Genomic DNA, 24,739 nt, shown 5'->3' with positions numbered 1-24,739 from the left:
CGTGTCAGCGGAGTGCCGCGGCGGCGATCCTCAGGTCGTCGAGAAGGCCCTGGTACACGGCCTCGCGGTCTTCGGCGCGCAGGACGGCCGAAGGGTGGATCGTGGCGAGGAGCCGCGCCCCGTCCTCGCCGGACGGCTCGTCCTCGATCTCCCGCGCGGCCGCCGGGGTGCCGATCGCCTCCAGTTCGGGCATCGGCAGCAGCCGCCCGCGCTGCCTGGTCACCCGGAACGAGGAGCCGAGCAGCGCCTTGCCCGCCGTCGCGCCCAGCGCCACGACGACCTCCGGGTCGAGCAGCCGCAGCTCCGCGAGGAGCCAGGGGCGGCACGCCCGCATCTCGCCGGCGTTCGGCGTCTCGTGGATGCGCCGCTTGCCGCCGCCCTCCTGCCGCCTGTACTTGAAGTGCTTGACGGCGTTGGTGACGTAGACGTCGCCGCGCTCGATCCCGGCCTCCTCCAGCGCCTGGTCGAGGACGCGCCCCGCGGGCCCGACGAACGGGTGGCCCTTGCGGTCCTCCTGGTCGCCGGGCTGCTCGCCGATGAGCACCATCCGCCCGCCGGGGGAGCCCTCGCCGAAGACCGCCTGGGTGGCGTTCCTGTAGAGGCCGCACCCGCGGCAGCCCTCCGCGGCCCGGCGCAGCGCGTCCAGATCGGCCCGCTCCTCCGGGTTCCCGGGCAGGAACGGCTCCGCGTCCTGGGAAGGTTTCGCGTTCATCTTGCGTTTCCCCGTACCCGGCTTGACGGGGATATTCGCGGGACCCGGCGACGTGGGGTCCGAGCAAGTAGACTCTTGCCCATAAGACTGGAGGGAGCTGTGACCTCACACGGCCTGATCGACACGACGGAGATGTACCTCCGGACGGTCTTCGAGCTCGAAGAGGAGGGGATCATCCCCCTTCGCGCGCGCATCGCCGAGCGGCTCTCCCAGAGCGGCCCGACGGTGAGCCAGACGGTGGCGCGGATGGAGCGCGACGGGCTGCTGCGGGTCGAGGGCGACCGGCACCTCGAGCTGACCGAGAGCGGTCGCGGTCTGGCCACGCGCGTCATGCGCAAGCACCGCCTCGCCGAATGCCTCCTGGTCAACGTCATCGGACTGCCCTGGGAGGACGTCCACATCGAGGCGTGCCGCTGGGAGCACGTGATGTCGGAGGACGTCGAGCGCCGTCTGGTCGCGCTGCTCGACAACCCGACCACCTGCCCGCACGGCAACCCGATCCCCGGCCTCGACGAGCTGGGCGGGCACGGCGGCGACGGCGACGAGCCGCCGCTCGCGGTGATGACCGCGGTGGCGAGCCCGCAGGGCGCCGACGCGGTCATCCGGCGGATCAGCGAGCAGGTGCAGAGCGACAGCGACCTGATGCTTAGACTCAAGCAGATAGGGATACAACCGGGACGAGAGGTGATTCTCCGGGCGACCGACGACGGGGTACGGGTGATCGGTGACGACGAGGACGACAGTCCCGCGACGGAGCTGCCGCGAGGTATCGCCGAGCACGTCTTCGTCAGCAGGCGCTGACACGGTCGGCGTGTGCACCCCCGCCTCGACGGTCTATACCGAAGATCTCCATAACATCGCGTCTTTCGGGCGTATCCCGGCGGCGGGTTCGTCGTTCAATACGACGAGGCAACCACGTAGGACGTCCGCGCCGCGACGTGCGGTGATCAACGGGGTGAGGATCGGGACTGGTATCGGGATGGGGAGATGAGCCACTGGGGGGAAGCGCCTGACGAGGCGCACCTGCCGCCCGAGACCGTCCTCGCGCAGATGGAGATGGCGGTCATCGTCTGCGACCGCTTCAGCAACATCATCTACGGCAACGCCTTCGCCCAGCAGCTCTTCGGCTTCGGCGGCGACGCGATCATCGGCACCTCCATCCTGTCGCTCGGCATCGCCGAGGAGGACCACGAGCAGGCGACCGAGCTCGCCCGGCACGTCCTCAAGGGCGGCGTGTGGGAGGGCACCTTCTGCAACCTGCGCGCCGACGGCACCACGGTCTACACGCGCGCGCACGCCGTCCCGCTGCGCCACCCCTCCGGCGCCGTCGACGGAGTGGTGATCTTCGCGCGCGAGGCGCTGCGCTCCAACCAGCGCGAGCAGGACCGCTACGGCCTGATGGAGCGCATCGGGGAGCGGCTCGCCGGGTCCCTGGAGCTGGAGAGCACCCTGCGCCGCGTCGCCGACACCCTCGTGCCGCAGTTCGCCGACCACTGCTTCATCGACCTGTACAGCGGCGACCGCCTCTACCGGCGGGTGTCGCGGCACGCGGGCGACTGGGAGCCGCCGCCCGGAACGTGGGCGGAGGTCGGCGAGCCCGTCTCCTACCCGCCCGGCCACTTCAGCGCCAAGGCGATGGACCGCCGCGACGCCGTCCTCGTCGAGGACATGATCCAGCACCGGTTCACCGCGCCGACCGAGTCGTCCCAGCGGCTCGGCCACGAGATGGGCATCACCTCGGTGATCTCCGCGCCGCTGCTGGTGCGCGGCGAGCTGCTCGGCGTGATGAGCCTCGCCCTGTCGAACCTGTCCAAGCGGCCCGACCCGCACTACGACGGCTTCGACCGCGACCTGCTCGGCGCGATCGCCAGCCGGGTCGCGCTCGCCGTCGACAACGCGCTGCTGTTCGAGGAGGAGCGCGACACCGCGCTCGCCTTCCAGAAGCACCTGCTGCCCGGCGACCGGCCGCCCCGGCTCGACGGCCTGCAGATCGCCTGGCGGTACGAGCCGGCCCGTCCCCTGGAGTCGCACGGCCACGGCATCCAGACGCAGGTCGGCGGCGACTGGTACGACGTCATCCCCCTGTCGGCGGGGCGCGTCGGCCTCGTCATCGGCGACGTCGAGGGCCGCGGGGCGCGCGCCGCAGCCGTCATGGGCCAGCTCCGCGCCGCGCTGCGCGCCTTCGCGCAGGACGACAAGCCGCCCGCCGACATCCTGCGCAAGCTCGACGAATGGGTCCGCACGATGACGCGGCCCGAGCGCATGCGGTCCGGCTGGAACAGCGACGACCTCGTCCGCCCGCCCCTGGTCTCGTGCACCTACTTCGTCTACGACGCGTGGTCGCGGGTCCTGGAGTTCGCCAACGCCGGGCACGATCCGCCCCTGCTGGTCGTCGACGGCGAGGTCAGCGAGCTGGAGTTCGAGAGCGAGGGCGGCATGCTCGGCCTGCGCGCCCCGGGCATGGGCGGCGAGCTGCTGTTCAACGAGGAGTCGGCCGAGCTGAAGCCGGGCTCCACGCTCGTCCTGTACACCGACGGACTGATCGACCGGCGGTCCAAGGACGACGGCGACTACCACACGCGCGAGGAGGCGCGGGAGATGGTCCGCGCGGCCGTCGCCCGGGTCGCGCGCGGCGGGGTCGAGGCGATCGCGGGCGCCGCCTACGACGCGGTGCCCGGCGACATCGACGACGACGTCGCGATCGTGGTGATCCGCACGGCCGCCGAGGAGCTGGCGGTCGAGGAGCGCACCTTCACCGCCGAGCCGATCATGGTGTCGGAGGCGCGCAGGATGGCCTCCGAGGCGTTCGCGGCCTGGGGCATGCTCGACGAGCAGGCCGAGCTCGCGTGCCTGCTGGTGTCGGAGGTCGTGACGAACGTCGTCCTGCACGCCACCTCCACGCCGACGCCGCGCCGCGAGATGGTCGTCCCCGTCCCGGCGGGTCCGCCGGGCCGCGGCGGCGAGCCGCTGGGCGCGCCGCCGCCCGTGCAGTTCAACACCGACTTCGGCGCCCTGGACGGCGACCCGTTCGAGGGCGGCGCGTTCGACGAGGACGACTGGAACCTCGGCGCCGACCTCGGGCGCCGCGAGCCGCCCACCAAGGAGTTCCGGCTCCGGCTGCGGCGCGGCGCGGGCGCGATCTGGGTCGAGGTGTTCGACTCCGACATGCGGCTGCCGCGCATCCGCAGCGCGGGCGAGACCGACGAGGGCGGCCGCGGCCTCTACCTCGTCGACCAGCTCGCCACCCGGTGGGGCGCGCGTCCGACCGCCGACGGCAAGGCCGTCTGGTTCGAGCTGCCGCTCAACCCGGGGTGAGCCGGTGCGCGCCTGGGTGGTGGACGAGCCGGCCCCGATAGGGGAGGGTCCGCTGCGGCGCACCGACCGCGAGGCGCCCTCGCCCGGCCCGGGCGAGCTGCTGGTCCGCGTGCTGGCCTGCGGCGTCTGCCGCACCGACCTGCATGTCGCCGAGGGCGACCTGCCCGTCCACCTGCCGGGCGTGACGCCGGGCCACGAGATCGTTGGGGAGGTCGTGTCCGCGGGGCCCGGCTGCCTGCACGGCCCCGGCGACCGCGTCGGCGTCGCCTGGCTGCGCGGGACGTGCGGCGCGTGCCGCTTCTGCCGCCGGGGCGCCGAGAACCTGTGCCCCTCCTCGGTCTACACCGGCTGGGACGCGCACGGCGGCTACGCCGAGTACGCGCTCGGGGTCGACGCCTACACCTACGCGCTGCCGGACGAGCTGGACGACGTGCGCGCCGCCCCGCTGCTGTGCGCCGGGATCATCGGGTACCGGGCGCTGCGCCGCGCGTCCCTGCCGCCGGGCGGGCGCCTCGGCATCTGGGGGTTCGGCGGCTCGGCGCACCTGGCCGCGCAGATCGCGCTCGCCGAGGGCGCCGACGTGCACGTGTTCACCCGCAGCCCGGCCGCGCGCGAGCTGGCCCGCGAACTCGGCGCGTCCTTCGCGGGCGACTCCTTCGACGCCGCCCCCGCCCCGCTCGACTCGGCGATCATCTTCGCGCCCGCGGGCGAGCTGGTCCCCGCCGCGCTCGAACGCCTCGACCGCGGCGGGACGTGCGCCGTGGCGGGGATCCACCTGAGCGACGTCCCGCCCCTGGACTACCAGCGCCACCTGTTCCAGGAGCGCCAGGTCCGCTCGGTGACCGCGAACACCCGCGCGGACGGCGAGGAGTTCCTCAGGCTGGCGGCGCGCCTGGACGTCGCCGTCACGACGCACCCCTACGCGTTGGACGACGCAGACCGCGCCCTGGCCGACCTGGCGGCGGACCGCTTCACCGGCGCCGCCGTCCTCGTCCCCTGAAACCCACCCGCGCCTCGGTCCCCGGCTCGGCTTGCGGCCTGGGCGGGTGCGTCTGAGCTCGGCGTTCTTCGCGGTCCCTATCCGTCGGAGTTTCCCGTGGGGGCGTAGAAGTCCCTATTGACATCGTGTCTCGCATGCCGTTGGATCGCTCCATACTCGCGAGTAGCTTAGTGGCGGACTCGGGAGGCCCCCCGCCGCGCTTCACTCCTGCGAGAGGACCTCCGTGTCGTCAATGTTCAAGCGGCTGGCCGCACTGTCCCTGTCGACGGGCATCGCCGCCGCCGCCCTGTCCGCCGCACCCCCGGCGTCCGCGCGCACCGAGCCCAAGCCGCGCGCCCAGGCGACCGCGGACGGGCCGCCCGCGTCCCTCGACCTGTCGGACTGCCCCGACGTCCTGCCGGTCGGCGCGAATCCCGCGGACTGGTACTGCAACGTGCTGGTGACCAACGCGGGCCGTATGAAGATCGGCAACATCGACCAGCAGATCACCGCGCCGATGCGGATCACGCTGCTGGCCGGCTACGACCCCGGGACCGGCGCCGAGATCTCCAAGTTCGTGAAGATGCGGAGCACGGCGATGAGCGTGGCCGGCGGCGCCCTCGGCGTCCCCGGCAGCGAGAACGTCCCGCTGCTCTCCCTGAGGGTGAAGCCCCAGTACGCCGGGAGGATCGACCTCGACATCCCCAACCGCAGGACCCGGCTGGACCTGAAGCTGAAGCTCGTCAACCAGCTGCTGGGCGACACCTGCTACGTCGGCTCGAACGCGGCGCCGGTCTCCCTCGACCTGGACCTGAAGGAGATCACCGGGGCCTCGGGGCCGGACGGCACGTTCTGGGTCAAGATCAACTCCACCGACGACACGTTCGCCGTGCCGAAGACCAGCGGATGCGGGCTCGCCGCGCCGATCGCCGACTTCCGCGGCGGCCTCCCGTCCGCGTCCGGCGCGAACCACGCGCAGCTCACCTCGTACTTCGGCGGCAAGTCCTACTCCGAGATGTACCCGAAGATGGCCGTCCGCAAGAAGTGACGGCGGCACGCTGACGGAAGGGCCCGCGCCGTGCTCCCCGGCGGGCCCTTCCTGCCGTTCCGCCAGGACGGCGGGGGCGGCGTGCCCTTCCGCGGCGCTAGATGGGCTCCGCGGAGACGTGGGCCCAGGACTGGGTGAACCAGAGTTCGCCGCCGATGACGCGCGGCTTGGCGCCGGTGCGGGGGCCGCCGTCCACCTCTTCGAGCATGGCCTCGCGGATGCGGTCGGCCGCGGCCTCCTCGCGGGCCCCGGCGAGCCACGGCTCCACGGGGCGCTCCACGGTGAACACGTCCAGCCGCCGGATGCTCCCGCCCGCCGAGGTGATCAGCTCGGTGAGCCGGGCGATGGACGGCGTGCCGGGGTGGTCGGGGTCGCGGAGCCGCTCGATCCGGTCGCGCTCGGGCCCGGCGAGGTTGCCGCGGACGAGGTCGGCGATGACCACCCGCCCGGTCGGCCGGCAGACCCGCAGCAGCTCCCGCAGCACGTCATCGGGATCGCCCAGGTTGTAGAGCGAGAACCGGGCCGTCACCAGGGAGAACGTGTTGTCCCTGTACGGCAGCGCGGTGGCGTCGGCCTTGACCGGCTCGCGCCGGGCGGGGCCGGCGGGCCGGGGCCGCGGGTCCTCGCGCGTCACGTCGGACGGGGGGCGGCGCGCGCCTCCGTCGCGGACGTGGTCCTCGCGGGTCCCGTCGGGGTCGCGCGCGTCGCCGGCGATGCGGACCGGACCCGTCCCGAACTCCACCGTCTCCATCCGGGCCGACCTGGGCGAGGCGGACGCCGCCGTCGCGGGCGTCGCGTCCACCGCCGTCATGTGGCGGACATGGGGGCCGAGCGCGGCCGGCATCGGCCCGCGCCCGCGCGCGACGTCCAGGCACACGTCGTCCGGATCGGGCTCGACGAACTCCAGCAGTCGCATCAGATGCGGGGCGATCGTGCCCCCGGTCTCCTGGACGGCGGTCGCCGGATGCGGCACGGGTGGTCTCCCTCGGCTCGGCCGGCTTCGCCGTACGGGGTGCCGTCCGCGTCCGCCGCACAGGCGCGTGCCGGGGGGATCCCACCGCCGGAGGTGGGGCGCGCCGGCGCCGGCGGACGTCGGACGGGCTTGAAGCCGGTTTCGCCACTTATGACTCCCCGCCGGGCGGAGAGGTTCGGAAATCGTCCGCGAAAAATCCGTGCGCCGTGCGGGCACCGGCTCAGTTCCGCAGGTGCTCCCCGTACAGCGTCAGGACGACGATGACGAAGACGATGATGACCGCCATCCGGCCCGGCATGGGAAGCCGGAGCCGCGTCGCGGCCCAGCGCACGCAGAACGCGGCGAGGAGTGAAACGACGATGAGAGCGAGGATGCCTTCGTCCATGGCCGCCTTCGTTCCGGGGGGATTGCCGCCTCCTTGAACCATAGACGTGTAAGGAGGGGGTTACCCGCCGGTCGGGGGGTGACGGTCGGCCGATACCCTCACCTGTGTGGCAGATGCTAAGGAAACAGACAGCCGGGACAGGGTCGACGAGCTGGCGGCCAACCTGGCGCGCGGCCGTGTCGCGCTCGGGCTCGCGGCGCTCGCCGTGCCGAGGGTGACCGTGAAGCTGATGGGCCTCGGCGGCGGCGCCGACCCGGGCCGCGACCTCGTCGTGCGGATGTTCGCCGCCCGGGAGATCGCGCTCGGCGCGGGCTACCTGCTCAGCCGCGACGACTCCGGCCGCCGGCTGTGGGCGCGGATCGGCCTGGCCGTCGACTCGATCGACCTCGTGAGCGGGCTGAAGACCCGCAAGGGCCTGCCGCTGTGGGTGACCGCGGGAACGGCCGGGGTCGCCGGAGGGGCCGCCTCGATCGGCGCCGCGAAGGTCGCCCGCGACCTGCTGGGCTGACCCCGCCTCCCCGGCCCCCGGACGGGCCGCGTGATCCCGTCCGGCTCGTGGGTAGGCCTCCCCGCACGTACCCGGCACAGGGGCTGCGGCAGGGGGACGGCGGCATGACGGTGAGGGCGGAGGCGCGGGAAGAGCGGGCCATGCCCAAGGGCAGGGAGCTCTACGTCGTCCTCGGCGCCCTCATGCTCGCCATGCTGCTGGCGGCGCTGGACCAGACGATCGTCTCCACCGCGCTGCCGACGATCGTCAGCGAACTCGGCGGGCTCAACCACCTGTCGTGGGTCGTCACGGCGTACCTGCTGTCCTCCACGGCGTCGACCCCGCTGTGGGGCAAGCTCGGCGACCAGTACGGCCGCAAGCGGCTCTTCCAGGCGTCGATCGTCATCTTCCTGATCGGTTCGGCGCTGTGCGGGCTGTCGCAGAACATGACGGAACTGATCGTGTTCCGCGCCCTGCAGGGCCTCGGCGGCGGCGGGCTGATGGTGCTCGCCGTCGCCATCGTCGGGGACGTGGTGCCGCCCCGCGAACGCGGCCGGTACCAGGGGCTGTTCGGCGCCGTCTTCGGCGTGGCCAGCGTCTGCGGCCCGCTGCTCGGCGGCTGGTTCGTCGACAACCTGACGTGGCGCTGGGTGTTCTACATCAACCTGCCCATCGGGCTGGTGGCGCTGGCGGTGATCGCCGCCGTCCTGCATGCGACGGGCGAGCGGGAGCGCCACCGCATCGACTACCTCGGCACATTGCTGATCGTCGGCTGGGCCGTGGGGCTGGTGCTGGTGACGACCTGGGGCGGGACGCGCTACCCCTGGCTGTCGGCGCCGGTCATCGGCCTGGCCGCCGGCTCGGTGGCGCTGATCGCGGTGTGGGTGCTGGTCGAGCGGCGCGCCGCCGAGCCGGTCATGCCGCCGGCGCTGCTGCGCCACCCGGTCTTCGCCCTCGGCGCCGCGATCAGCTTCGCGGTCGGCTTCGCGATGTTCGGCGCGCTGACGTTCCTGCCGATCTTCCTCCAGGTGGTGCACGGGGTCTCGCCCACGCTGTCGGGCGTCTACCTGCTGCCGATGATGCTCGGCATGCTGCTCAGCTCGATCGGCTCCGGCCAGCTGATCACCCGGTTCGGCCGCTACAAGATCTTCCCGATGGTCGGCACGCCGATCATCGCGTTGGCGCTGTACCTGTGCTCGGCGCTGGACGAGAACTCCAGCACCCTGAGCATGAGCCTGCGGTTCGCGCTGCTCGGCTTCGGGCTCGGCCTGGTCATGCAGGTGCTCGTCATCGCCGTCCAGAACGCGGTCTCGTACGAGGACCTCGGCTCGGCGACGTCCGGCGTCACCTTCTTCCGGCAGATCGGCGGGTCGTTCGGCGTCGCGGTGTTCGGCTCGGTCTTCAGCAGTCAACTCGCCGGGCACGTGGCGGATCTGGCGCGGGTCCTGCCGCCGGGGTTCGACCCGGCCGCCGTCCAGGGGAACCCGAGGCTGCTCGACCGGTACCCGGTCGCGGTCAAGGACGCCGTCCTGCACGCCTACGCGCAGTCGATCGACTCGGTGTTCCTGTTGGCGGTGCCTGTGGCGGCCGTCGCGTTCGTGCTGACCTGGTTCCTGCGCGAGGTCCCGCTGCGGGAGACCTCGCGGACGCCCGACTACGGGGAGGGCTTCGGCGCGGCCCCGACCGCCCGGTCGTCCAGGCACGAGATGGAGCGGGCCCTGAGCGAGCTGATGCGCAGGGACGCCAAGGCCTTCGAGATGTACGACCGGCTGGCCGCGCACTCGGGCGTCTCCCTGCCCGCGGGCAGCGTGTGGGCCCTGTGCCGGATCGCCAGGGACGGGACGGTCACCGGGTCGGACCTCGCCGACCGCGCGGGCGTCCCGGCCGAGCAGGGCCGCCCGTACGTCGACCGCCTCGTCGACGCCGGTTACGTCCTGCGGCGGGAGGGCACCCTCACCGTGACCCCGTCGGGACGGGACGCCGCCGAGCGGCTGTTCGCCGTCCGGCGCGAGGGGCTCGCCCGGCATCTGGACGGCTGGGCCCCCGAGGAGCATCCCGAGCTGGCGGACGTCCTGTCGCGGCTGGCGGAGGCGTCCCTCGGCGACGAGGCGGACGGCGAGGTCCTCGGTCCCGGCACGAGGGCCGCGGAGCGGGGAGCGTAGGCTCCCCCGAGACCCAGCTCACATCGCGTTGCGCCGTGGGCGATGTAATCTCATACTGACTAACCGAATCACACTCGGTTTCGGGACGGAACCCCAGATTTTGGAGGCGTAGTGGCCGAGGCGTACATCGTCGGCGCGGTCCGTACCCCCGTCGGTACCAAGAAGGGCGCTCTCAAGGACGTCCACCCCGCCGACCTCGGGGCCCACGTGCTCAAGGAGCTCGTGAACCGCACCGGAGTCGACCCCTCCGGGGTCGAAGACGTGATCATGGGCTGTGTCATGCAGGTCGGCCCGCAGTCCCTCGACATCGCGCGCACCGCGTGGCTCTCGGCCGGCCTTCCGGAGAGCGTCCCCGGCGTGACCATCGACCGGCAGTGCGGATCGTCCCAGCAGGCGATCCACTTCGCCGCCCAGGGTGTCCTGTCGGGGACGCAGGACCTCGTCGTCGCCTCCGGCGTCGAGCAGATGGCGATCGTCCCGATGGGCTCGTCCGTCGCCATGGCCATGGAGAAGGGCATGCCCTTCCCGTACGGCGAGGGCTGGGCCGAGCGCTACGGCATGCAGGAGATCTCCCAGTTCCGCGGCGCGGAGCTGATGGCGGAGAAGTGGGGCTTCTCCCGCGAGGACCTGGAGAGGTTCGCGCTGGAGAGCCACCAGCGCGCCGCCAAGGCCATCGAGGCCGGCTACTTCGACCGCGAGATCGCCCCCATCGCCGGGCTGGCCAAGGACGAGGGGGCCCGTCCCGACACCACGATGGAGAAGATGGCGGGCCTGAAGACGCTGCGCGAGGGCGGCCGCATCACCGCCGCCGTCGCCTCGCAGATCTCGGTCGGCGCCTCCGCGGTGCTGATCGCCTCCGAGGAGGCCGTCAAGCGGTACAACCTCACCCCGCGCGCCCGCATCCACACCCTCGCGGTGTGCGGCTCCGACCCGGTCTACATGCTGACCGGCCCGATCCCCGCCACCGAGAAGGCACTGGACCGCGCCGGGCTGAAGATCGACGACATCGACGTCTTCGAGGTCAACGAGGCGTTCGCCCCGGTCCCGATGGCGTGGGCGCACGACACCGGCGCCTCGCTGGACAAGACCAACCCCAACGGCGGCGCGATCGCCCTCGGGCACCCGCTCGGCGCCACCGGCGGCGTCCTGATGACCAAGCTGCTGCACGAGCTGGAGCGCACCGGCGGCCGCTACGGCCTCCAGACGATGTGCGAGGGCGGCGGCCAGGCCAACGCCACCATCATCGAGCGCATCTGAGTCCGCCGGACCGCCCCCTGGAGCCCGCTCCAGGGGGCGGTACCGTTCGGGAATGGGCGGCGACATGTTCGAGACGATCCTGTATTCGGCGGACGAGCGGATCGCGCGGATCACGCTGAACCGCCCGGACGCCCGCAACGCGCTCAGCGACCAGATGATCGGCGAGCTGCTCGAGGCGTTCGAGCGGGCCAAGGCCGACCCGGAGGTCCGGGTGATCGTCCTGACGGGCGCCGGCGATCGGGCGTTCTGCGCGGGCGCCGACCTCGGCGGCCTCGGCCGGGCGCAGGCGGACGGCCGCTCGGTGGCCGACGCCGGCGCCGTCCGCGAGAGCGCCCCCTTCCGCCTGTTCACGGCGTTCCCGAAGCTCGGCAAGCCGATCATCGCGCGGCTGGCCGGGCACGCCGTCGCGGGCGGTCTCGGCCTCGCCGCCGCCTGCGACCTGGTGATCGCGGCCGACGACGTCAAGCTCGCCACCCCGGAGGTCAACGTCGGCCTCTGGCCCATGATGATCATGGCGATCATCAACCGGAACGTCGCCCCGAAGCACGCCTTCAGGCTCTACTACACCGGCGCCCGCGTCACCGCCGCCGAGGGCCGCGACATCGGCCTGGTCACCGAGGCCGTCCCGCGAGCCGAACTGGACTCCCGCGTGGACGAGCTGGCCCGCGTGATCGCCGCCAAGAGCCCCGTGGGCCTGCGCCGCGGACGCGACGCGTTCTTCGCCGTCGAGGGCCGCCCGCTGGAGGACCAGGTCGCCCACCTGCTGTCCGAGCTGGTCGAACTGTCCGCCACCGAGGACGCCAAGGAGGGCATCACCGCCTTCCTTGAGAACCGCCCCCCGGACTTCCAGGGTCGCTGAGCCGCCTGATCGGTCCGGGTGTGTGACACTTCGGGCCATGGAGATCGGGGAGGCCGTCCGGCGGCTGGGGCTGGCGGACACCTACAGGGACCGGCACTGGAACAGGGCGGTCAAGGTCACCGACAACACCGTCCAGAAGGCCGGGCCCGAGTGGCTGGAGGGGCTGCTCGCCGCGCTGCTGCGGATCGAGAAGCCGGCCAGTCCCATGGGATACGCCTTCGAGGTCGCGTTGCGGCGGCTGGCGAGCGCGCCGGGGGGCGCGGGCCGCATCGCGAGCGTCCGGACCCTCGCCGCGGAGGGACGGACGTGGCGTGGCGATCTCCGCTACACCCTGCCCGAGATCGCCGCCCTGCTGGCCTGCGACCAGCCTCCCGAGCATCTCCTCGCGGTCTTCGACGGCGCCGAGGCGTCGGACGAGCTCGCGGCCTGCCTGCTCCAGGAGACCGCGCTGCGCTACGACGCGACGTCCGCCGCGGGATTCGCCGACCGGCTGCGCGCATCCGGGCACCCGCTCGCGGACCTGCCCCTGCACCCGGTCGGAGCCGAGCGGCATCTCGGCCTGGCCCGGTACCCCACCGGCCTGGCGGGGCAGCGGTGGCCCTCTCTCGGCGACGGGGCACCGGACGCGCCGGGCCCCTCCGGGCTGGAGCTCCAGGCCGCGGCGGTCGACTGGCCCGGCGCGCGGCAGGCACTGAGCGCCTACCGCCACTGGCCGCCGGGCGACGACGTGCAGGAGGCCGCGCTTTTCCGGTTGGGCTCGCCGCTCGCCCCCGGCGACTTCGGCGCCTCGGTGCTGCGCGCCCTCCCCGCCGCCAGCACCGCCGCCAGCACCGCCGCCGGCGTGGCCGGAGTGCGGCGGGTGACGACCGCCGACGTGCTGCGGACGCTCTTCGGCGGTGCCGCGGGCGGCGGTGCGTGCGGCCCCAGGATGGGCGGCGGCTACGCGCGCAAGGCTTCGTGGGAGTCGCTGGCGGCCTTGGCCGGGGTCCAGGAGGGCGACTTCACGGCGATCGAGCGGGCCGCCGACCGGTGCGCCTGGCTCTTCTACGGCTCGGACTGGCACCTCCAGGTCGTCCCGCCGCTGGACGTCGGCATCGCCGTCCTGCGCCCGGACCGCCGGACGGTGGCGGTCGTGGCCGTCACCGACTCCGACTGATCTCGCGAGCGGCGAGGAAGGCGTCGATCTCGCCCTGCTGTGCGGTGTCGAAGGCGGCCCTGGGGAGGAAGGCCGCGGGCTGGTTGTTCACATACAGCAGCCAGAACTCCGGGGTGGAGTACACGTGGGAGAACATGGTCCACCGCATGGCCGTGGTGGACTCGTCCGTCAGGCACTCGTAGCCGCTGTCGGTCACCCGCACCGTCGTGGGGACGCAGAGGAACGCGAGCATCCGACGTGCGCGCCTGCGGAGCCACCACGTCCCCACCACGGGGCTCACGACCGCGGCCGCCAGCATGCCGATGCCCATTCCCAGGTCGCCCGTGGCGAACCTGAATGCCGCGCCCCCGACCAGGGCGACGGCGAGGACCGCGTACAGGACCGTGAGCTGCCCCTTGAAACCCTGGGTGAAAGCTCGGGTCACCTCGTCCTTGGAGGGCTCGTATCTGACTGAGATGTCCATATCGCCGCCTTCGCTGCACCGTGGCGATCATCCTCTCCAGGGTCCCTCACCAGTGCAACCGCAGGTCATCGGGACGCGGCCTCCCACCTCCGAGCTGGGAGGGGCGTGCGGATCCCGGACGGGCATCCGGGGCGCTTTGGTGCAACCGAAAGGTTGCGCATCGACGAGCACATGTGCAACCCTGAGGTTGCAGACAACGATCGAGATGGGGAGCAGTCAGATGAGCGAGAACCGGATTGAACGCGAAACCCTCATCGCGGCATCCTTGGAGCGGGTCTGGTCGCTGGTGGCCGACCCCGGGTTCTGGGTGGCCGACGTGCCGGGCCCGCCCGGCGGGGCCGCGGAAGGCGAGTCGATGGTGGTGAAGAGCGCCGAGCACGGCGACTTCCCCGTGCGCGTGGAGAAGGTCGACCCGCCGACCTACGTCGCCTACCGCTGGGTCAGCGCCTTCCCTGGAGAGGACCTGCGCGACGACAACAGCACCCTGGTGGAGTTCACGCTGACCGAGGAGGACGGCGGGACGCGGCTCCGCGTCGTCGAGAGCGGGTTCGAGACCCTGGCCGGATCCGAGGACCTGCGCCGCAAGGCCGTGCAGGACAACACCGGCGGCTGGCCCCAGGTCCTGGACGCCTTCAAGAACCGCGTCGAATCCGCGTGACCGACACCCCCGCCGACGGCGCCGCGCCGGTCGACAGCGTCCTCGCCGCGCTGGCCGATCCGACGCGGCGCCGCCTGCTCGACCTGCTCGCCGAACGGGGCGAGGCCACCGCCACGACCCTCGCCGAGGGGCTCCCGGTCTCGCGGCAGGCGGTGGTCAAGCACCTCGGCGTCCTGGACGCGGCGGAACTGGTCTCCAGCAGCAGGGTCGGCCGCGAGGTGCGGTACGCGGTGCGGCCCGCGGCCCTCAACGCGACGGCCCGGTGGATGGCCTCGCTCGCGGCCGACTGGGACCGGCGCCTGGCGAACATCAAGCGCCTCGCCGAAGCAGCGGAGCGCGACGCCCGCTAGCCGTCCCGGCATGCCATCGGCCGTTCACGGCCATCTCACACCGGACGGCGTCCTGATCGTCCGGCGACTTCACATTCCTTGCGGAAGGGGCGTCTTGCCATGCCCACGAAAACGACCATGCCCACGGAAACGACCTCACCCCCGCGCATCGGCGGCAGGCAGCGGCTGGTCCTGCTGGTCCTGCTCGGCGCCGGGTTCACGCTGGCCGTCGACTTCTCCATCCTGAACGTCGCCCTCCCGGTGGCCGGGGCGGGCGTCGGGCTGGGCGTCGACGGGCTGCCCTGGATCACCGCCGCGTACGCGCTGCCCGCCGCCGGATTCACGCTGGTGTTCGGCCGGATGGCGGACCTGTTCGGTCGCCGCAGGCTGTTCCTCGCCGGGATGGCGCTGCTGACCGGAGCCTCGCTGCTGGGCGGCTTCGCCTCGAGCCCCGAGACCCTCCTGACCGCGCGGGCGCTGCAGGGGTTCGCCACCGCGATGGCGACCCCCGCGGCACTCTCCTTGATCACCAGCACGTTCGCGGAGGGCCCGCTGCGCGAGCGCGTCCTCGGCCTCAATGGCGCCCTGTTGTCCGGGGGCTTCACCGTCGGCGCCCTGGTCGGCGGCGCCCTGGTGAGCCTGCTGGGCTGGCGGGCGGCCTTCTTCATCAACGTCCCGGTCGCCGTGGCCGTGCTGCTGGCGACCCCCGCCCTGATCGGCGAGAGCAGCCGGCCCGCCCGGCTCCGGCTCGACCTGCCCGGCGCGGTGACCGTGACCGGGGGACTGCTGGCGGCGATCTACGCGATCATCGAGCAGGACGTTCCAGCGGCGATCGCCGGAGTGGTGCTGCTGTCCGCCTTCTGGGTGATCGAGCTGCGCTCTCCCGCGCCGCTCGCCCCGGTGCGCATCCTCCGGCGGCCGACGGTGAAATGGGGCAACTACGCGGGCCTCGTGGTCTTCGCCATGGAGCCCGCCATGATCTTCCTGACGACGCTGTACCTGCAGAACGTCCTCGGCTTCTCCCCGCTGGCGACCGGCCTGGTCTTCGGCGTCCCGGGTCTGGCGTCCGTCGGCGCCGGAGTGATCGCCGGGCGCCTCATCGGGCGCTTCGGCGGTCGGGCCGTCCTGACGTGCGGGCTGGCCGTGCAGGGCCTGGCGACCCTGCCCCTGGTGCTCCTCGGCACCGACCGGACGGCGCTCGCGATCCTGATCCCCGCGCTGTTCGTGGGCTTCTTCGGACACGTGACGGCGATCGTGGCCTACACCGTGACCGGCACCTCCGGGCTCCCGGACGAGGAGCAGGGTCTGGCGACCGGCTTGACGCTGATGACCCAGCAGGTGGCCATCACGATCGGCATTCCGATCCTCGGTTCGGTGGCCGCTACGCAGAGCGTGGAACTGACCGGTATCCGCCTCGCGCTGGGCGTGGACGTGGCCGTGACGCTGGCCAGTACGGTCCTCGTCTGGTTCGGCCTCCGCCGACGTCCCCCTCTAGTGGAGGCCGCAGCCGGTGCAGGGGCCTCGGCGGCGGTAGTAGTAGGCGAGCGTGGCGGCGCCGATCAGCGGTCCCCACGCGACGAAGCCCAGGGTGGCGATGGGGCCGACGATCGGCCAGTCCCCGTCCTCCATGGCCACGCCCTGGCGGAGGATCATCCCGCTGATGGCCGTGAGCATCAGGGCGACGACGGCGCCGGGAACGATGGCGGTGCGGGGCGGCACCGGCCTGCCGCCCAGGCGGGGGATCCAGCGCGGGAAGACCTCGCCCCACCGGTGGACGAGGCCTAGGACGGGCAGGGCCGCCGCCTCGGAGAGCACGGTGAGCGCGACGAGACCGGGGATGCCGAGGCCGGGACCGTGCCGCAGCTGGTGCAGATCGGTCGCGGTGATGCCGATGGGGATGCCGAAGACCCAGGCGAGCCGCCACAGGCTGTAGGGCAGGGGAGCCAGGGCGGCGGCATGGGTGACCCGGCGTCCCCAGCGCGGTCCCGCGCCGTGCGCGGGGCCGGTGCGGCCGCAGCGAGGGCAGGCGGAACGGGTGCCGCGGGCGTAGGCCAGCGTGGCGGCGGCCCAGACGACCCCGCCGCCCATCGCCGCGGCGTGGTCGGCGAACGCCGCCAGGTCGACGGGCCGCAGCGTCTCCAGCAGCAGGAGGTTGACCGTTTCCAGCAGCAGCGCGCCGGGGGCGATGACCAGGAGGAACGCCGCGGCCGCCGTGCCGGACGCGATGACGGCCCGGCGCGGGACGGCCCAGCCCCGGATCATCGCGGTCGCCGTCGCCGTGCCCAGCAGGCACCCGGCGGTGATGAGCGCTCCCACGGGTTCGGGACGATCCGGATGGGCGAAGCGGTAGGCGGCGTCCCCGCCGAGCGCCCAGTACAGCCCTGCCGCCGTGCCCAGCACGGACCAGGCGAGCGCCGCGTACGGCGCCCGGCTCGGCCAGCCGGCCGCGCACGGGCCCGCAGCTGATCGATCGGCCGGGACCGTGGTCGCTCGTGTCATGAGGGTCTCCCGTCGCGGGGTGGACGTCGGGCGGTTCGGCGCGGGCGGCCGTCCGGCCCCCGGCCGCCCCTCAATCTCACGGAACGGCCCGTGCCCCGGCCTCACCCGCCGGAGGGAGATCCCGGCCGCCTCACCCCCCGCACGGGTGGGGGCGCGCCGGCGGCCGCGGCGGGTCTCGGCGCCGCTGAGGTGGGCTTTACCCGCCTCGGGGAAGGGAGGCGGTGTGGGGGCATGGTTCACGCGCGAGATCGCGGACGCCGGGCGGCTCCGGCTGTTCTGCTTCCTCGTGGCGTTCATCCTGGCCTTCCTGTTCATCCGGTTCAGCGTGCGGATGATCCGGCGGCAGGTGCGGTGGTGGCCGGGCAACGTGGCGCCCGGCGGGCAGCACATCCACCACGTCGTGTTCGGGCTCGTGTTCATGTGCGTCGGCGGCGTGGGCGGGCTGGCGGTGCAGGACGGCTCGTCCGGGTGGGCGGCGGCAGCGGCGGGCGTGTTCGGGGCGGGGACCGCGCTCGTCCTCGACGAGTTCGCGCTGGTGCTGCACCTCGAGGACGTCTACTGGACCGACCAGGGCCGGCTGTCGGTGGAGGTCGTCTTCATCACGATCGCGCTGTGCGGGCTGATGCTGCTGGGTCTGCGGCCCCTGGGCGCGAACGACGCCGCCGGGGACGGGGTGTGGGGCATCGCGGGCGTCCTGCTGTTCAACCTGTGCGTCGCGGTGATCGCCCTGCTCAAGGGCAAGGTCTGGACGGGCGTCATCGGCCTGTTCATCGGCCTGGTCGCGATCATCGGGGCCGTCCGGCTGGCCCGGCCGGACTCGCCGTGGGCCCGGCGCCGCTACGCGGAGGGGTCCCGCAAGGAGCGGCGGGCCCGGGTCCGGGAGCGCCGGTACCGGCTGCCCGTCCAGCGCTTCGGGGACTGGCTGAGCGACCTGATCGCCGGGCGCCCGTCCGGCCGGTCGTAGGGGCGCGAACCCGGTTGCCGCGCCTTGGCGGTCGCGGACGGTAGCAGGTGCGGGACAGTCCCGCGAACCGATCAAACCAGACAGGAGAACCGTGCGATGACACGTAAGAGGAAACCCGCGCGATCCTGGGTCACCGTCTCCGGTCCGTCGCCGGTGCCGGTGCTCGACTCCCGGTTCCGTGTGGCGCTGAACAGCGCCTTCGGGCCGGAGTGCGAGGACACCGACCCCGACGTCCGGCCGTCGCGTCACGCGGATCTGCAGACCAGCGCCGCGATGCGGCTCGCCAGGCCCCTGGGGCTCGCTCCCGAGGACGTGGCACGGCGGATCGTCGCCGGGCTCGACGTCGCGGACATCGCGGACGTCCAGGTCAGCGGAGGTTTCATCAACCTCATGGTGCGTGACGAGTGGATCTTCGAACAGGTCCGGGCCGCGATCACCCAGGCCATGGCCACGGGCGGGGCGGCGTGCGCCGACCTGGCGGTGCCCCGGTGCGGCGAGACCTCGTTCGACCACTACCGCATGGCCTTGCTCACCGGCTACGTGCCCGGCGCCGTGAGGTACGCCGGCCGCCGGATGGAGTCCGTCTTCGTCAAGGGCGGGCTGAGGCCGGAGCCGGCCACGGCGCCGGTCGTGATCGGGGCCGACCGGGCCCTGGCGCAGCGCGTGCTGAAGTTCGGCGTCATGGTCGAACTGGCGGGCGCGGCCGCGGAACCGCACCGGCTGGTGGAGTACCTCTACGGGCTCGCCAGGCTCTCCATGGCCTTCTACGAGGGCTGCCCGGTGCAGAAGTACGAAGTCGACGAGGACACCAGGAGATCCTTGCTGGCCCTGTGCGGGATCACGCTGCGCGTGCTGGCCGCCGGGCTGAAGCTCCTCGGGTCCCCGCAACCCGACCGGATGTGAGTGACTCAGTCCGGTCACCTGACCGCGACGCTCCGGCGCTCCGGCGCTCCGGCGGTCGCGACGACGGGAAGGCCCCCGCCTCCCCGAGCAACTGACGGGCCGCAATCCGCACCGGTCGCTTCCACGGCGACCGGAGCGGGTGTGCGGCCCGTCGTCTTGTCCGGGAACCGGCCCACGGCGCGGTCCCGCGCCGTGGCGGGCGCCCGGCCCTGGTCCACGCGCGAGACGGCGGACGCCGGTCGCCCGTTCGGCAGGTCATAGGGGCGAACCCGGTTGCCGCGCCTTGGCGGTCGCGGACGGTAGCAGGTGCGGGATAGTCCCGCGGAACGATCAAATCAGACAGGAGAAACGTGCGATGAATCGTGCGCAATCCAGGGTCCCCTACGCCGGCCCCTCGCCGGCGCAGGTGCTCGCCGACCGGCTCCGTGTGGCGCTGATCAGCGCCTTCGGGGAGGAGTACGCGGGCACCGACCCCCTCATCCGGCCGTCGGACCACGCGGACTGGCAGGCCAACGTCGCAATGGCGCTGGCCAAGCGGCTGCGTCGCGCCCCTCGGGACGTGGCGCGGGAGCTCGTGGATCTGCTCGACGCCACGGGCCTCGTGTCGGACCTCGTGTCGGACGTCCAGGTCAGCGGTCCCGGGTTCATCAACTTCACGCTGCGTGACGCGTGGATCGCCGAACAGATCCAGCGGATCTCGGCCGACAGGCGCCTCCTGGTGCCCGTCGCCACGCGGCCCCAGCGGGTCGTGGTGGAGTACTCCTCACCCAACGTCGCGAAGGTGATGCACGTCGGTCACCTGCGTACGACGATCGTGGGCGACGCCATCGCCCGGATCCTGGAGTTCCTGGGACACGACGTGATCCGGGACAACCACATCGGCGACTGGGGTACGCCGTTCGGCATGCTGATCGAGCACCTCCTCGACTTCGAGGGGGGCCCGGCCGCCGGGGCCGATGCGGTCATGACCGACCCGGGCGGCTTCTACAAGGCGGCCCAGGCGAAGTTCGGGTCGGACGAGGAGTTCGCCGGACGGGCGCGGCGGCGACTGGTCGCCCTGCAGTCCGGCCACGAGGAGACGCTGCGGTACTGGCAGATCCTCGTGGACCACTCCATGCGCTCCTACAACGAGTTGTACGAGCGCCTGGGCGTCACGCTCACCGACGGCGACGTGAAGGGGGAGAGCTTCTACAACGAGCTCCTCCCCAAGGTCGTCGAAGAGCTGGTCGAGCTCGGCATGGCCGTGGTCAGCGAGGGTGCGCTGTGCGTCATCCTGCCGGAGTTCAAGGGCCGGGACGGCGGACCCAAGGTGGTCATCATCCGCAAGAGGGATGGTGGGTTCAACTACACCGCCAGCGATCTCGCCACGATCCGCCACCGGATCGGTGACGTGCGCGCTGACCGGGTGGTCTACGTGGTGGGGGACGAGCAGACGGAGCACTTCGAGCTGCTGTTCGCCATCGCGCGCAAGGCGCGCTGGGTGCCCGACGGGGTCGTGCTCGAGCACGCCAAGATCGGCCTCGTGACCGACCCCGGGACCGGCAAGAAGCTGAAGAGCCGGTCCGGGAAGGCCCCTGGGCTGCTCGACCTGCTGGACGGGGCGCGTGAGCGGGCCGCCCTGCAGGTCGACGGGCGGCCGCGTAACGAGCCGTTCGACGACGAGACCCGTGACGCGCTCATCGACGCCGAGGCCGTGGGCGCCGTGAAGTTCGCCGACCTGGTCGTGCCGCGGTACAGCAAGTACGGGATCGACCCCGACCGCATGGTCGCGTTCACCGGCAGGTCGGCCGGCTTCCTGCAGTACGCCGGCGTCCGGATGCAGTCCGTCCTCGCCAAGGGCGGGCTGACGCCGGAGTCGGCCACGGCCCCGATCGTGATCGGGACCAAGCAGGAGCGGGACTTGCTGCTGCACCTGCTGGACTTCGGCGTCACGCTGGAGCAGGCGGGTGCGGCCGCGGAACCGCACCGGCTGGCGGAGTACCTGTTCAAGCTCGCCACGCTGTACACGGCCTTCTACGAGGCCTGCCCGGTGCTCAAGGCCGGAGTCGACGAGGAGACCAGGGAATCCCGGCTGGCTCTGTGCGCGCTCGCGTGGCGCACGCTGGCCACCGGGCTGGACCTCCTCGGAATCCCCGCACCCGATCGGATGTGAGTGCATCTGATCACATGACCGCGTTCGTCCGCCGCTCCGGCGCCGGACGGGCGTGACATCGGGAAGGCCCCGGCCTCCCTGAGCAACTGACGGGCCGCACTCCGCTCCGGTCGCCTCCCCGGCGACCGGAGCGGACGTGCGGCCCGTTGTCGTCTCCGGGAACCGGTTTCTCGCGGGTCGCGCGAACTCTCGCGGACGCTCGGACGTCTGATCATGCGGTGGCCGTGGACATCGGGGGACCACGGCCACCCCTCGCGTCCGTGGGCGTCCTGGGGCGCCGGCGGTCCTGGAGCCGGACGCCGGGGCCGCAAGTGGCGTCTCACGGAGTGATATACGGATGGGATTGTCCGATCTGTTTGGCATGCTTGGTACGTGAACGCGCGCGCGATGAGTTCCGTCCTGATCGGCAGGTCGGCCGAGCTGCGCAGGTTGCGGGACGCGCTGTCCGCCGCACCGGGCGCCGTGCTCCTCGGCGGTGACGCCGGGCTCGGCAAGACCCGCCTGATCAGGGAGTTCGCCCGGCAGGCCGACGCCAGGGCGCTGGTCGGCGGCTGCCTGGAGCTCGGGTCCGACGGCCTGCCCTTCGCGCCGTTCACCACCGTCCTGCGCGGGCTCGTCCGCGAGATCGGCATCGACGGCGTCGCCGGGCTCGTCCCGCGCGGCGACACCGGCGCCCTCGCCCGGCTGCTGCCCGAGTTCGGGGAGCCGGAGAGCGACTCGGCGTCCGGTGAGGAGCGCGCCCGGCTGTTCGAGGTCGTGCTGGCGCTGCTGGAGCGGCTCGCCGAGCGCGGCCCCGTCGTGCTGGTCATCGAGGACGCCCACTGGGCCGACCGCTCCACCCGCGACCTGCTGGCCTTCCTGATCCGCAACCTCGGCACGGCGCCGCTGCTGGTCGTCATGACGTACCGGTCGGACGAGCTGCACCGCACCCATCCGCTGCGCACGCTGCTCGCCGGGCTGGAGCGGCTCGAACGCGTCCGCCGGCTGGAGCTCGGCCGGCTGGCCCGCCCCGACGTCGCCGCGCTCGTCACCGAGCTGCTCGGTCAGACCCCGCCGCCCGGCCTCGTCGAGCGGATCGAGGCCCGCAGCGAGGGCAACCCGCTGTTCATCGAGGCGCTGCTCGACGACGACGGCACGCTGGCGTGCGAGCTGCCGGAGTCGCTGCGCGACCTCCTGCTGGCCGGCGTCCAGCGGCTGCCGGAGGAGACGCAGGACGTCCTGCGCGACGCCAGCGGCGGCAGCACGCGCATCGAGCACGCCCTGCTGGCGGTCGTGTCCGGCCTCGACGACGCGGCGCTGACCCGCGTCCTGCGGCCCGCCGTCGCCGCGAACGTCCTGGTGGTGGACGGCGACGGCTACGCGTTCCGGCACGCCCTGATCCGCGAGGCCGTCCACGACGACCTGCTGCCGGGCGAGTACACGCGCCTCCACACCCGCTACGCCGAGGCCCTGGAGAAGGAGCCCGGGCTCGTCCCGGCCGGACGGCTCTGGGTCGAGCTGAGCTACCACTGGATGCAGGCCCACGACAGCACGTGGGCGCTGGTCGCGTCCTGGCGCGCCGCCAGGGAGGCCCGCAAGGCGGTCGCCTACGCCGAGTGCCTGGCGATGCTCGAACGCGTCCTCCAGCTGTGGGACAAGGTCCCCGACGCGGCGGAGCGCATCGGCGCCGACCACGTCACGGTCCTGGAGGGCGCGGCGACCGCCGCCGAGCACGCGGGCGAGTACGACCGCGGCATCAAGCTCGTCACCGCCGCGCTGAAGGAGATCGAGGCCGCCGACGGCGAGCGCGACACCGCCCGCTGGGCGGCGCTGCTCGAACTGCGCGGCCGGATGCGCTACCAGATGGCGCGCCCCGGCTTCGTCGAGGACCTGCGCGCCGCCGTGGAGTCGCTGCCGGAGGAGCCGCCGACCATCCTGCGCGCGCGGGCGCTGTCCACGCTGGGCAACTACGTGCGCATCACGACCTCCATGGAGGAGGCTCGCGAGTCGGCGCTGGAATCGCTGTCCATCGCGCGCGCCCTCGGCGACCCCGTCGCGGAGGCCGAGGCGCTGATCACGCTGTTCTGCGCCCACATCGACTACGAGGACGAGGCGAGCCTCAACGCGGTCCGGGACAGCGCCGAGCGCAGCGGCGACCACCGGGTGCTGCTCCGCTACCACGTGATCCGGTCGCACTTCCTCGAGGGCGCCGGGCGCCACGAGGAGGCCGCCGCCGTCGCCGGGCGCGGCACGGAACTGGCCCGCGAGTACGGCGTGGCCCGCACCCAGGGCACGTTCCTGTCCATCAACCAGGCGGAGCCGCTGGTCTCGCTCGGCCGCTGGGACGAGGCCATGGCCGTGATGAACCACGCCATGGAGCAGGACCCGGCCATCACGACCCGCACCTCCCTGCTCGTGCTCTCCGGTTGGGTGGCGCTGGTGCGCGGCGACATCGCGGCGGCCGAGGAGCAGCTCGCCAAGTCGCGCGAGATCATGAAGCTCAGGCTGAAGTGGCGCAAGACGCAGGACTACTTCAGCACCCTCTGGCTGGAGGCGAACATCGCCTTCGCCCGGGAGCGTCCCGTCGCCGCGCTGGAGGCGCTGGAGCCCGTCCTCGAACAGACCGACATGCCGGACGACGCCCGCTACGCGTGGCCCGCGCTGATCGTCGGCGCGGCGTCCTGCGCCGAGCTGGGCGCCGCCGCCGAGGACCGCCTGCGCAGGCTGGAGAAGCGCGCCGCCGGGCTCGGGACGAGCGGCCCGCTCCAGCACGCGCACTGCCTCACGTTCGCCGCCGAGCTGGCGCGGGCGCGCGGCATCCTCGACCGGGCCGCCTGGGAGGAGGCCGCGGCGGGGTGGGAGGCGCTCGGCAACCCCTACTACCGGGCGCGGGCCCTGTCCCGCGCGGCGGAGGCCGCGCTCGCGGCCGGCGACCACGAGGCCGCCACGGCCATGCTGTGCACCGCCACGGAACTCGCGGACGGGCTGGGCGCCCGGCCGCTCGCGGAGAAGATCGCCGACCTGCGGCGCCGCACCCGGATGCCGCGCCGCGGTGAGGCGTCCGCGCCGCTCGGGCTGACGCCCCGCGAGTTCGAGGTGCTGCGCCTGGTCGCCGAGGGCCGCAGCAACCGCGACATCGCCGAGGAGCTGTTCATCTCGGTGAAGACGGTCAGCGTCCACGTGTCGAACATCCTCGGCAAGCTGGAGGTGGCGAGCCGCGGGGAGGCCGCCGCGACCGCGCACCGGATGGCCCTGTTCGCCACCCCGAAGGTCGGCGCCTGAGCCGCGCCCCCGGTCGCGCGCGCGAGGCGCGCCCTCGTCTGATTCACGGCGGGGAACCTCCCCTCCCGGATTCCCCACCGCGAACCGTCGGACCACACGGGAACTTCGTGGCTGGCCCTTCGAAGCCGAGGCCCGCGGAAGCAGGCGGTGCTTCTCCGCCCGGAGAGGCGGACCGGG

Annotated in this window: 20 protein-coding genes; 16 read left to right on the top strand and 4 right to left on the bottom strand. The window is 72.9% G+C overall.

The window, feature by feature from the left end:
* Positions 1-4 precede the first annotated feature (4 nt).
* A complete protein-coding gene (locus FKD65_RS17525; protein WP_141578504.1) occupies positions 5-712 on the bottom strand; it encodes a UdgX family uracil-DNA binding protein in 708 nt (235 codons plus the stop codon).
* A 99-nt stretch (positions 713-811) separates the two neighbouring features.
* Between FKD65_RS17525 and FKD65_RS17520 the strand changes: the two genes are divergently transcribed.
* From FKD65_RS17520 to FKD65_RS17505, 4 genes are all read left to right on the top strand, one after another.
* A complete protein-coding gene (locus tag FKD65_RS17520) occupies positions 812-1,513 on the top strand; it encodes a metal-dependent transcriptional regulator (RefSeq protein ID WP_141578503.1) in 702 nt (233 codons plus the stop codon).
* 186 nt (positions 1,514-1,699) lie between these two features.
* Positions 1,700-4,027 (top strand): SpoIIE family protein phosphatase, encoded by a 2,328-nt coding sequence (locus FKD65_RS17515; protein WP_141578502.1) that lies wholly within the window; start codon positions 1,700-1,702, stop codon positions 4,025-4,027.
* A gap of 4 nt (positions 4,028-4,031) precedes the next feature.
* Positions 4,032-5,027 (top strand): zinc-dependent alcohol dehydrogenase family protein, encoded by a 996-nt coding sequence (locus FKD65_RS17510; protein ID WP_141578501.1) that lies wholly within the window; start codon positions 4,032-4,034, stop codon positions 5,025-5,027.
* Between the two features lie 223 nt (positions 5,028-5,250).
* A complete protein-coding gene (locus FKD65_RS17505; protein WP_141578500.1) occupies positions 5,251-6,054 on the top strand; it encodes a hypothetical protein in 804 nt (267 codons plus the stop codon).
* Between the two features lie 97 nt (positions 6,055-6,151).
* On the opposite strand, the gene FKD65_RS17500 is transcribed toward FKD65_RS17505, so the two are convergent.
* The gene (locus FKD65_RS17500) at positions 6,152-7,027 is read right to left on the bottom strand and encodes a class I SAM-dependent methyltransferase (RefSeq protein ID WP_240810202.1); all 876 of its coding nucleotides are present in this window, start codon (positions 7,025-7,027) and stop codon (positions 6,152-6,154) included.
* Between the two features lie 220 nt (positions 7,028-7,247).
* Positions 7,248-7,412 carry a hypothetical protein gene (locus tag FKD65_RS44295; RefSeq protein ID WP_168221079.1) on the bottom strand — a complete coding sequence of 55 codons (165 nt, stop codon included), beginning with the start codon at positions 7,410-7,412 and terminating at the stop codon, positions 7,248-7,250.
* 106 nt (positions 7,413-7,518) lie between these two features.
* Here FKD65_RS44295 and FKD65_RS17495 point away from each other — a divergent pair, with 106 nt between their 5' ends.
* From FKD65_RS17495 to FKD65_RS17475, 5 genes are all read left to right on the top strand, one after another.
* Positions 7,519-7,920 carry a hypothetical protein gene (locus tag FKD65_RS17495; protein WP_141578499.1) on the top strand — a complete coding sequence of 134 codons (402 nt, stop codon included), beginning with the start codon at positions 7,519-7,521 and terminating at the stop codon, positions 7,918-7,920.
* Between the two features lie 104 nt (positions 7,921-8,024).
* Positions 8,025-10,061: an MFS transporter gene (locus tag FKD65_RS17490; RefSeq protein ID WP_141578498.1), complete on the top strand. Its 2,037-nt coding sequence runs from the start codon at positions 8,025-8,027 to the stop codon at positions 10,059-10,061.
* 111 nt (positions 10,062-10,172) lie between these two features.
* Positions 10,173-11,318 carry an acetyl-CoA C-acetyltransferase gene (locus FKD65_RS17485; protein WP_141578497.1) on the top strand — a complete coding sequence of 382 codons (1,146 nt, stop codon included), beginning with the start codon at positions 10,173-10,175 and terminating at the stop codon, positions 11,316-11,318.
* Between the two features lie 52 nt (positions 11,319-11,370).
* The gene (locus tag FKD65_RS17480) at positions 11,371-12,177 is read left to right on the top strand and encodes an enoyl-CoA hydratase/isomerase family protein (RefSeq protein ID WP_205718694.1); all 807 of its coding nucleotides are present in this window, start codon (positions 11,371-11,373) and stop codon (positions 12,175-12,177) included.
* 37 nt (positions 12,178-12,214) lie between these two features.
* Positions 12,215-13,333, top strand: a complete 1,119-nt coding sequence (locus FKD65_RS17475) for a DUF6183 family protein (RefSeq protein WP_141578496.1) — start codon at positions 12,215-12,217, stop codon at positions 13,331-13,333.
* Here FKD65_RS17475 and FKD65_RS17470 read toward each other — a convergent pair.
* The gene (locus FKD65_RS17470) at positions 13,317-13,796 is read right to left on the bottom strand and encodes a YcxB family protein (RefSeq protein ID WP_141578495.1); all 480 of its coding nucleotides are present in this window, start codon (positions 13,794-13,796) and stop codon (positions 13,317-13,319) included. The two genes, FKD65_RS17475 and FKD65_RS17470, sit on opposite strands and share 17 nt — an antisense overlap.
* 220 nt (positions 13,797-14,016) lie before the next feature.
* Here FKD65_RS17470 and FKD65_RS17465 point away from each other — a divergent pair, with 220 nt between their 5' ends.
* The 7 genes from FKD65_RS17465 to FKD65_RS46265 all read left to right on the top strand — a co-directional run bounded on the left by FKD65_RS17465 (position 14,017) and on the right by FKD65_RS46265 (position 24,562).
* Complete coding sequence (locus FKD65_RS17465) at positions 14,017-14,454, top strand: SRPBCC domain-containing protein (protein ID WP_141578494.1); 438 nt, start codon at positions 14,017-14,019, stop codon at positions 14,452-14,454.
* Positions 14,451-14,804 (top strand): helix-turn-helix transcriptional regulator, encoded by a 354-nt coding sequence (locus FKD65_RS17460; RefSeq protein ID WP_141578493.1) that lies wholly within the window; start codon positions 14,451-14,453, stop codon positions 14,802-14,804. The genes FKD65_RS17465 and FKD65_RS17460 overlap by 4 nt, the downstream gene beginning before the upstream one ends.
* Positions 14,805-14,921: 117 nt before the next feature.
* A complete protein-coding gene (locus FKD65_RS17455; protein WP_205718693.1) occupies positions 14,922-16,568 on the top strand; it encodes an MFS transporter in 1,647 nt (548 codons plus the stop codon).
* Between the two features lie 937 nt (positions 16,569-17,505).
* Positions 17,506-18,246, top strand: coding sequence for a hypothetical protein (locus FKD65_RS17450; RefSeq protein WP_141578491.1), 741 nt, complete (start codon positions 17,506-17,508; stop codon positions 18,244-18,246).
* 96 nt (positions 18,247-18,342) lie between these two features.
* Positions 18,343-19,149: a DALR anticodon-binding domain-containing protein gene (locus FKD65_RS17445; RefSeq protein ID WP_141578490.1), complete on the top strand. Its 807-nt coding sequence runs from the start codon at positions 18,343-18,345 to the stop codon at positions 19,147-19,149.
* Between the two features lie 355 nt (positions 19,150-19,504).
* Positions 19,505-21,301, top strand: coding sequence for an arginine--tRNA ligase (gene argS / locus FKD65_RS17440; RefSeq protein ID WP_141578489.1), 1,797 nt, complete (start codon positions 19,505-19,507; stop codon positions 21,299-21,301).
* 372 nt (positions 21,302-21,673) lie between these two features.
* The gene (locus tag FKD65_RS46265; protein ID WP_302931606.1) at positions 21,674-24,562 is read left to right on the top strand and encodes a helix-turn-helix transcriptional regulator; all 2,889 of its coding nucleotides are present in this window, start codon (positions 21,674-21,676) and stop codon (positions 24,560-24,562) included.
* Positions 24,563-24,739: the final 177 nt, after the last annotated feature.

This window comes from Actinomadura sp. WMMA1423 (assembly GCF_006547145.1).
Taxonomy (GTDB): Bacteria; Actinomycetota; Actinomycetes; order Streptosporangiales; family Streptosporangiaceae; genus Spirillospora.
Note: the sequence above shows the minus strand (reverse complement) of the source record. Positions and strands in the feature narration are given on the sequence as shown.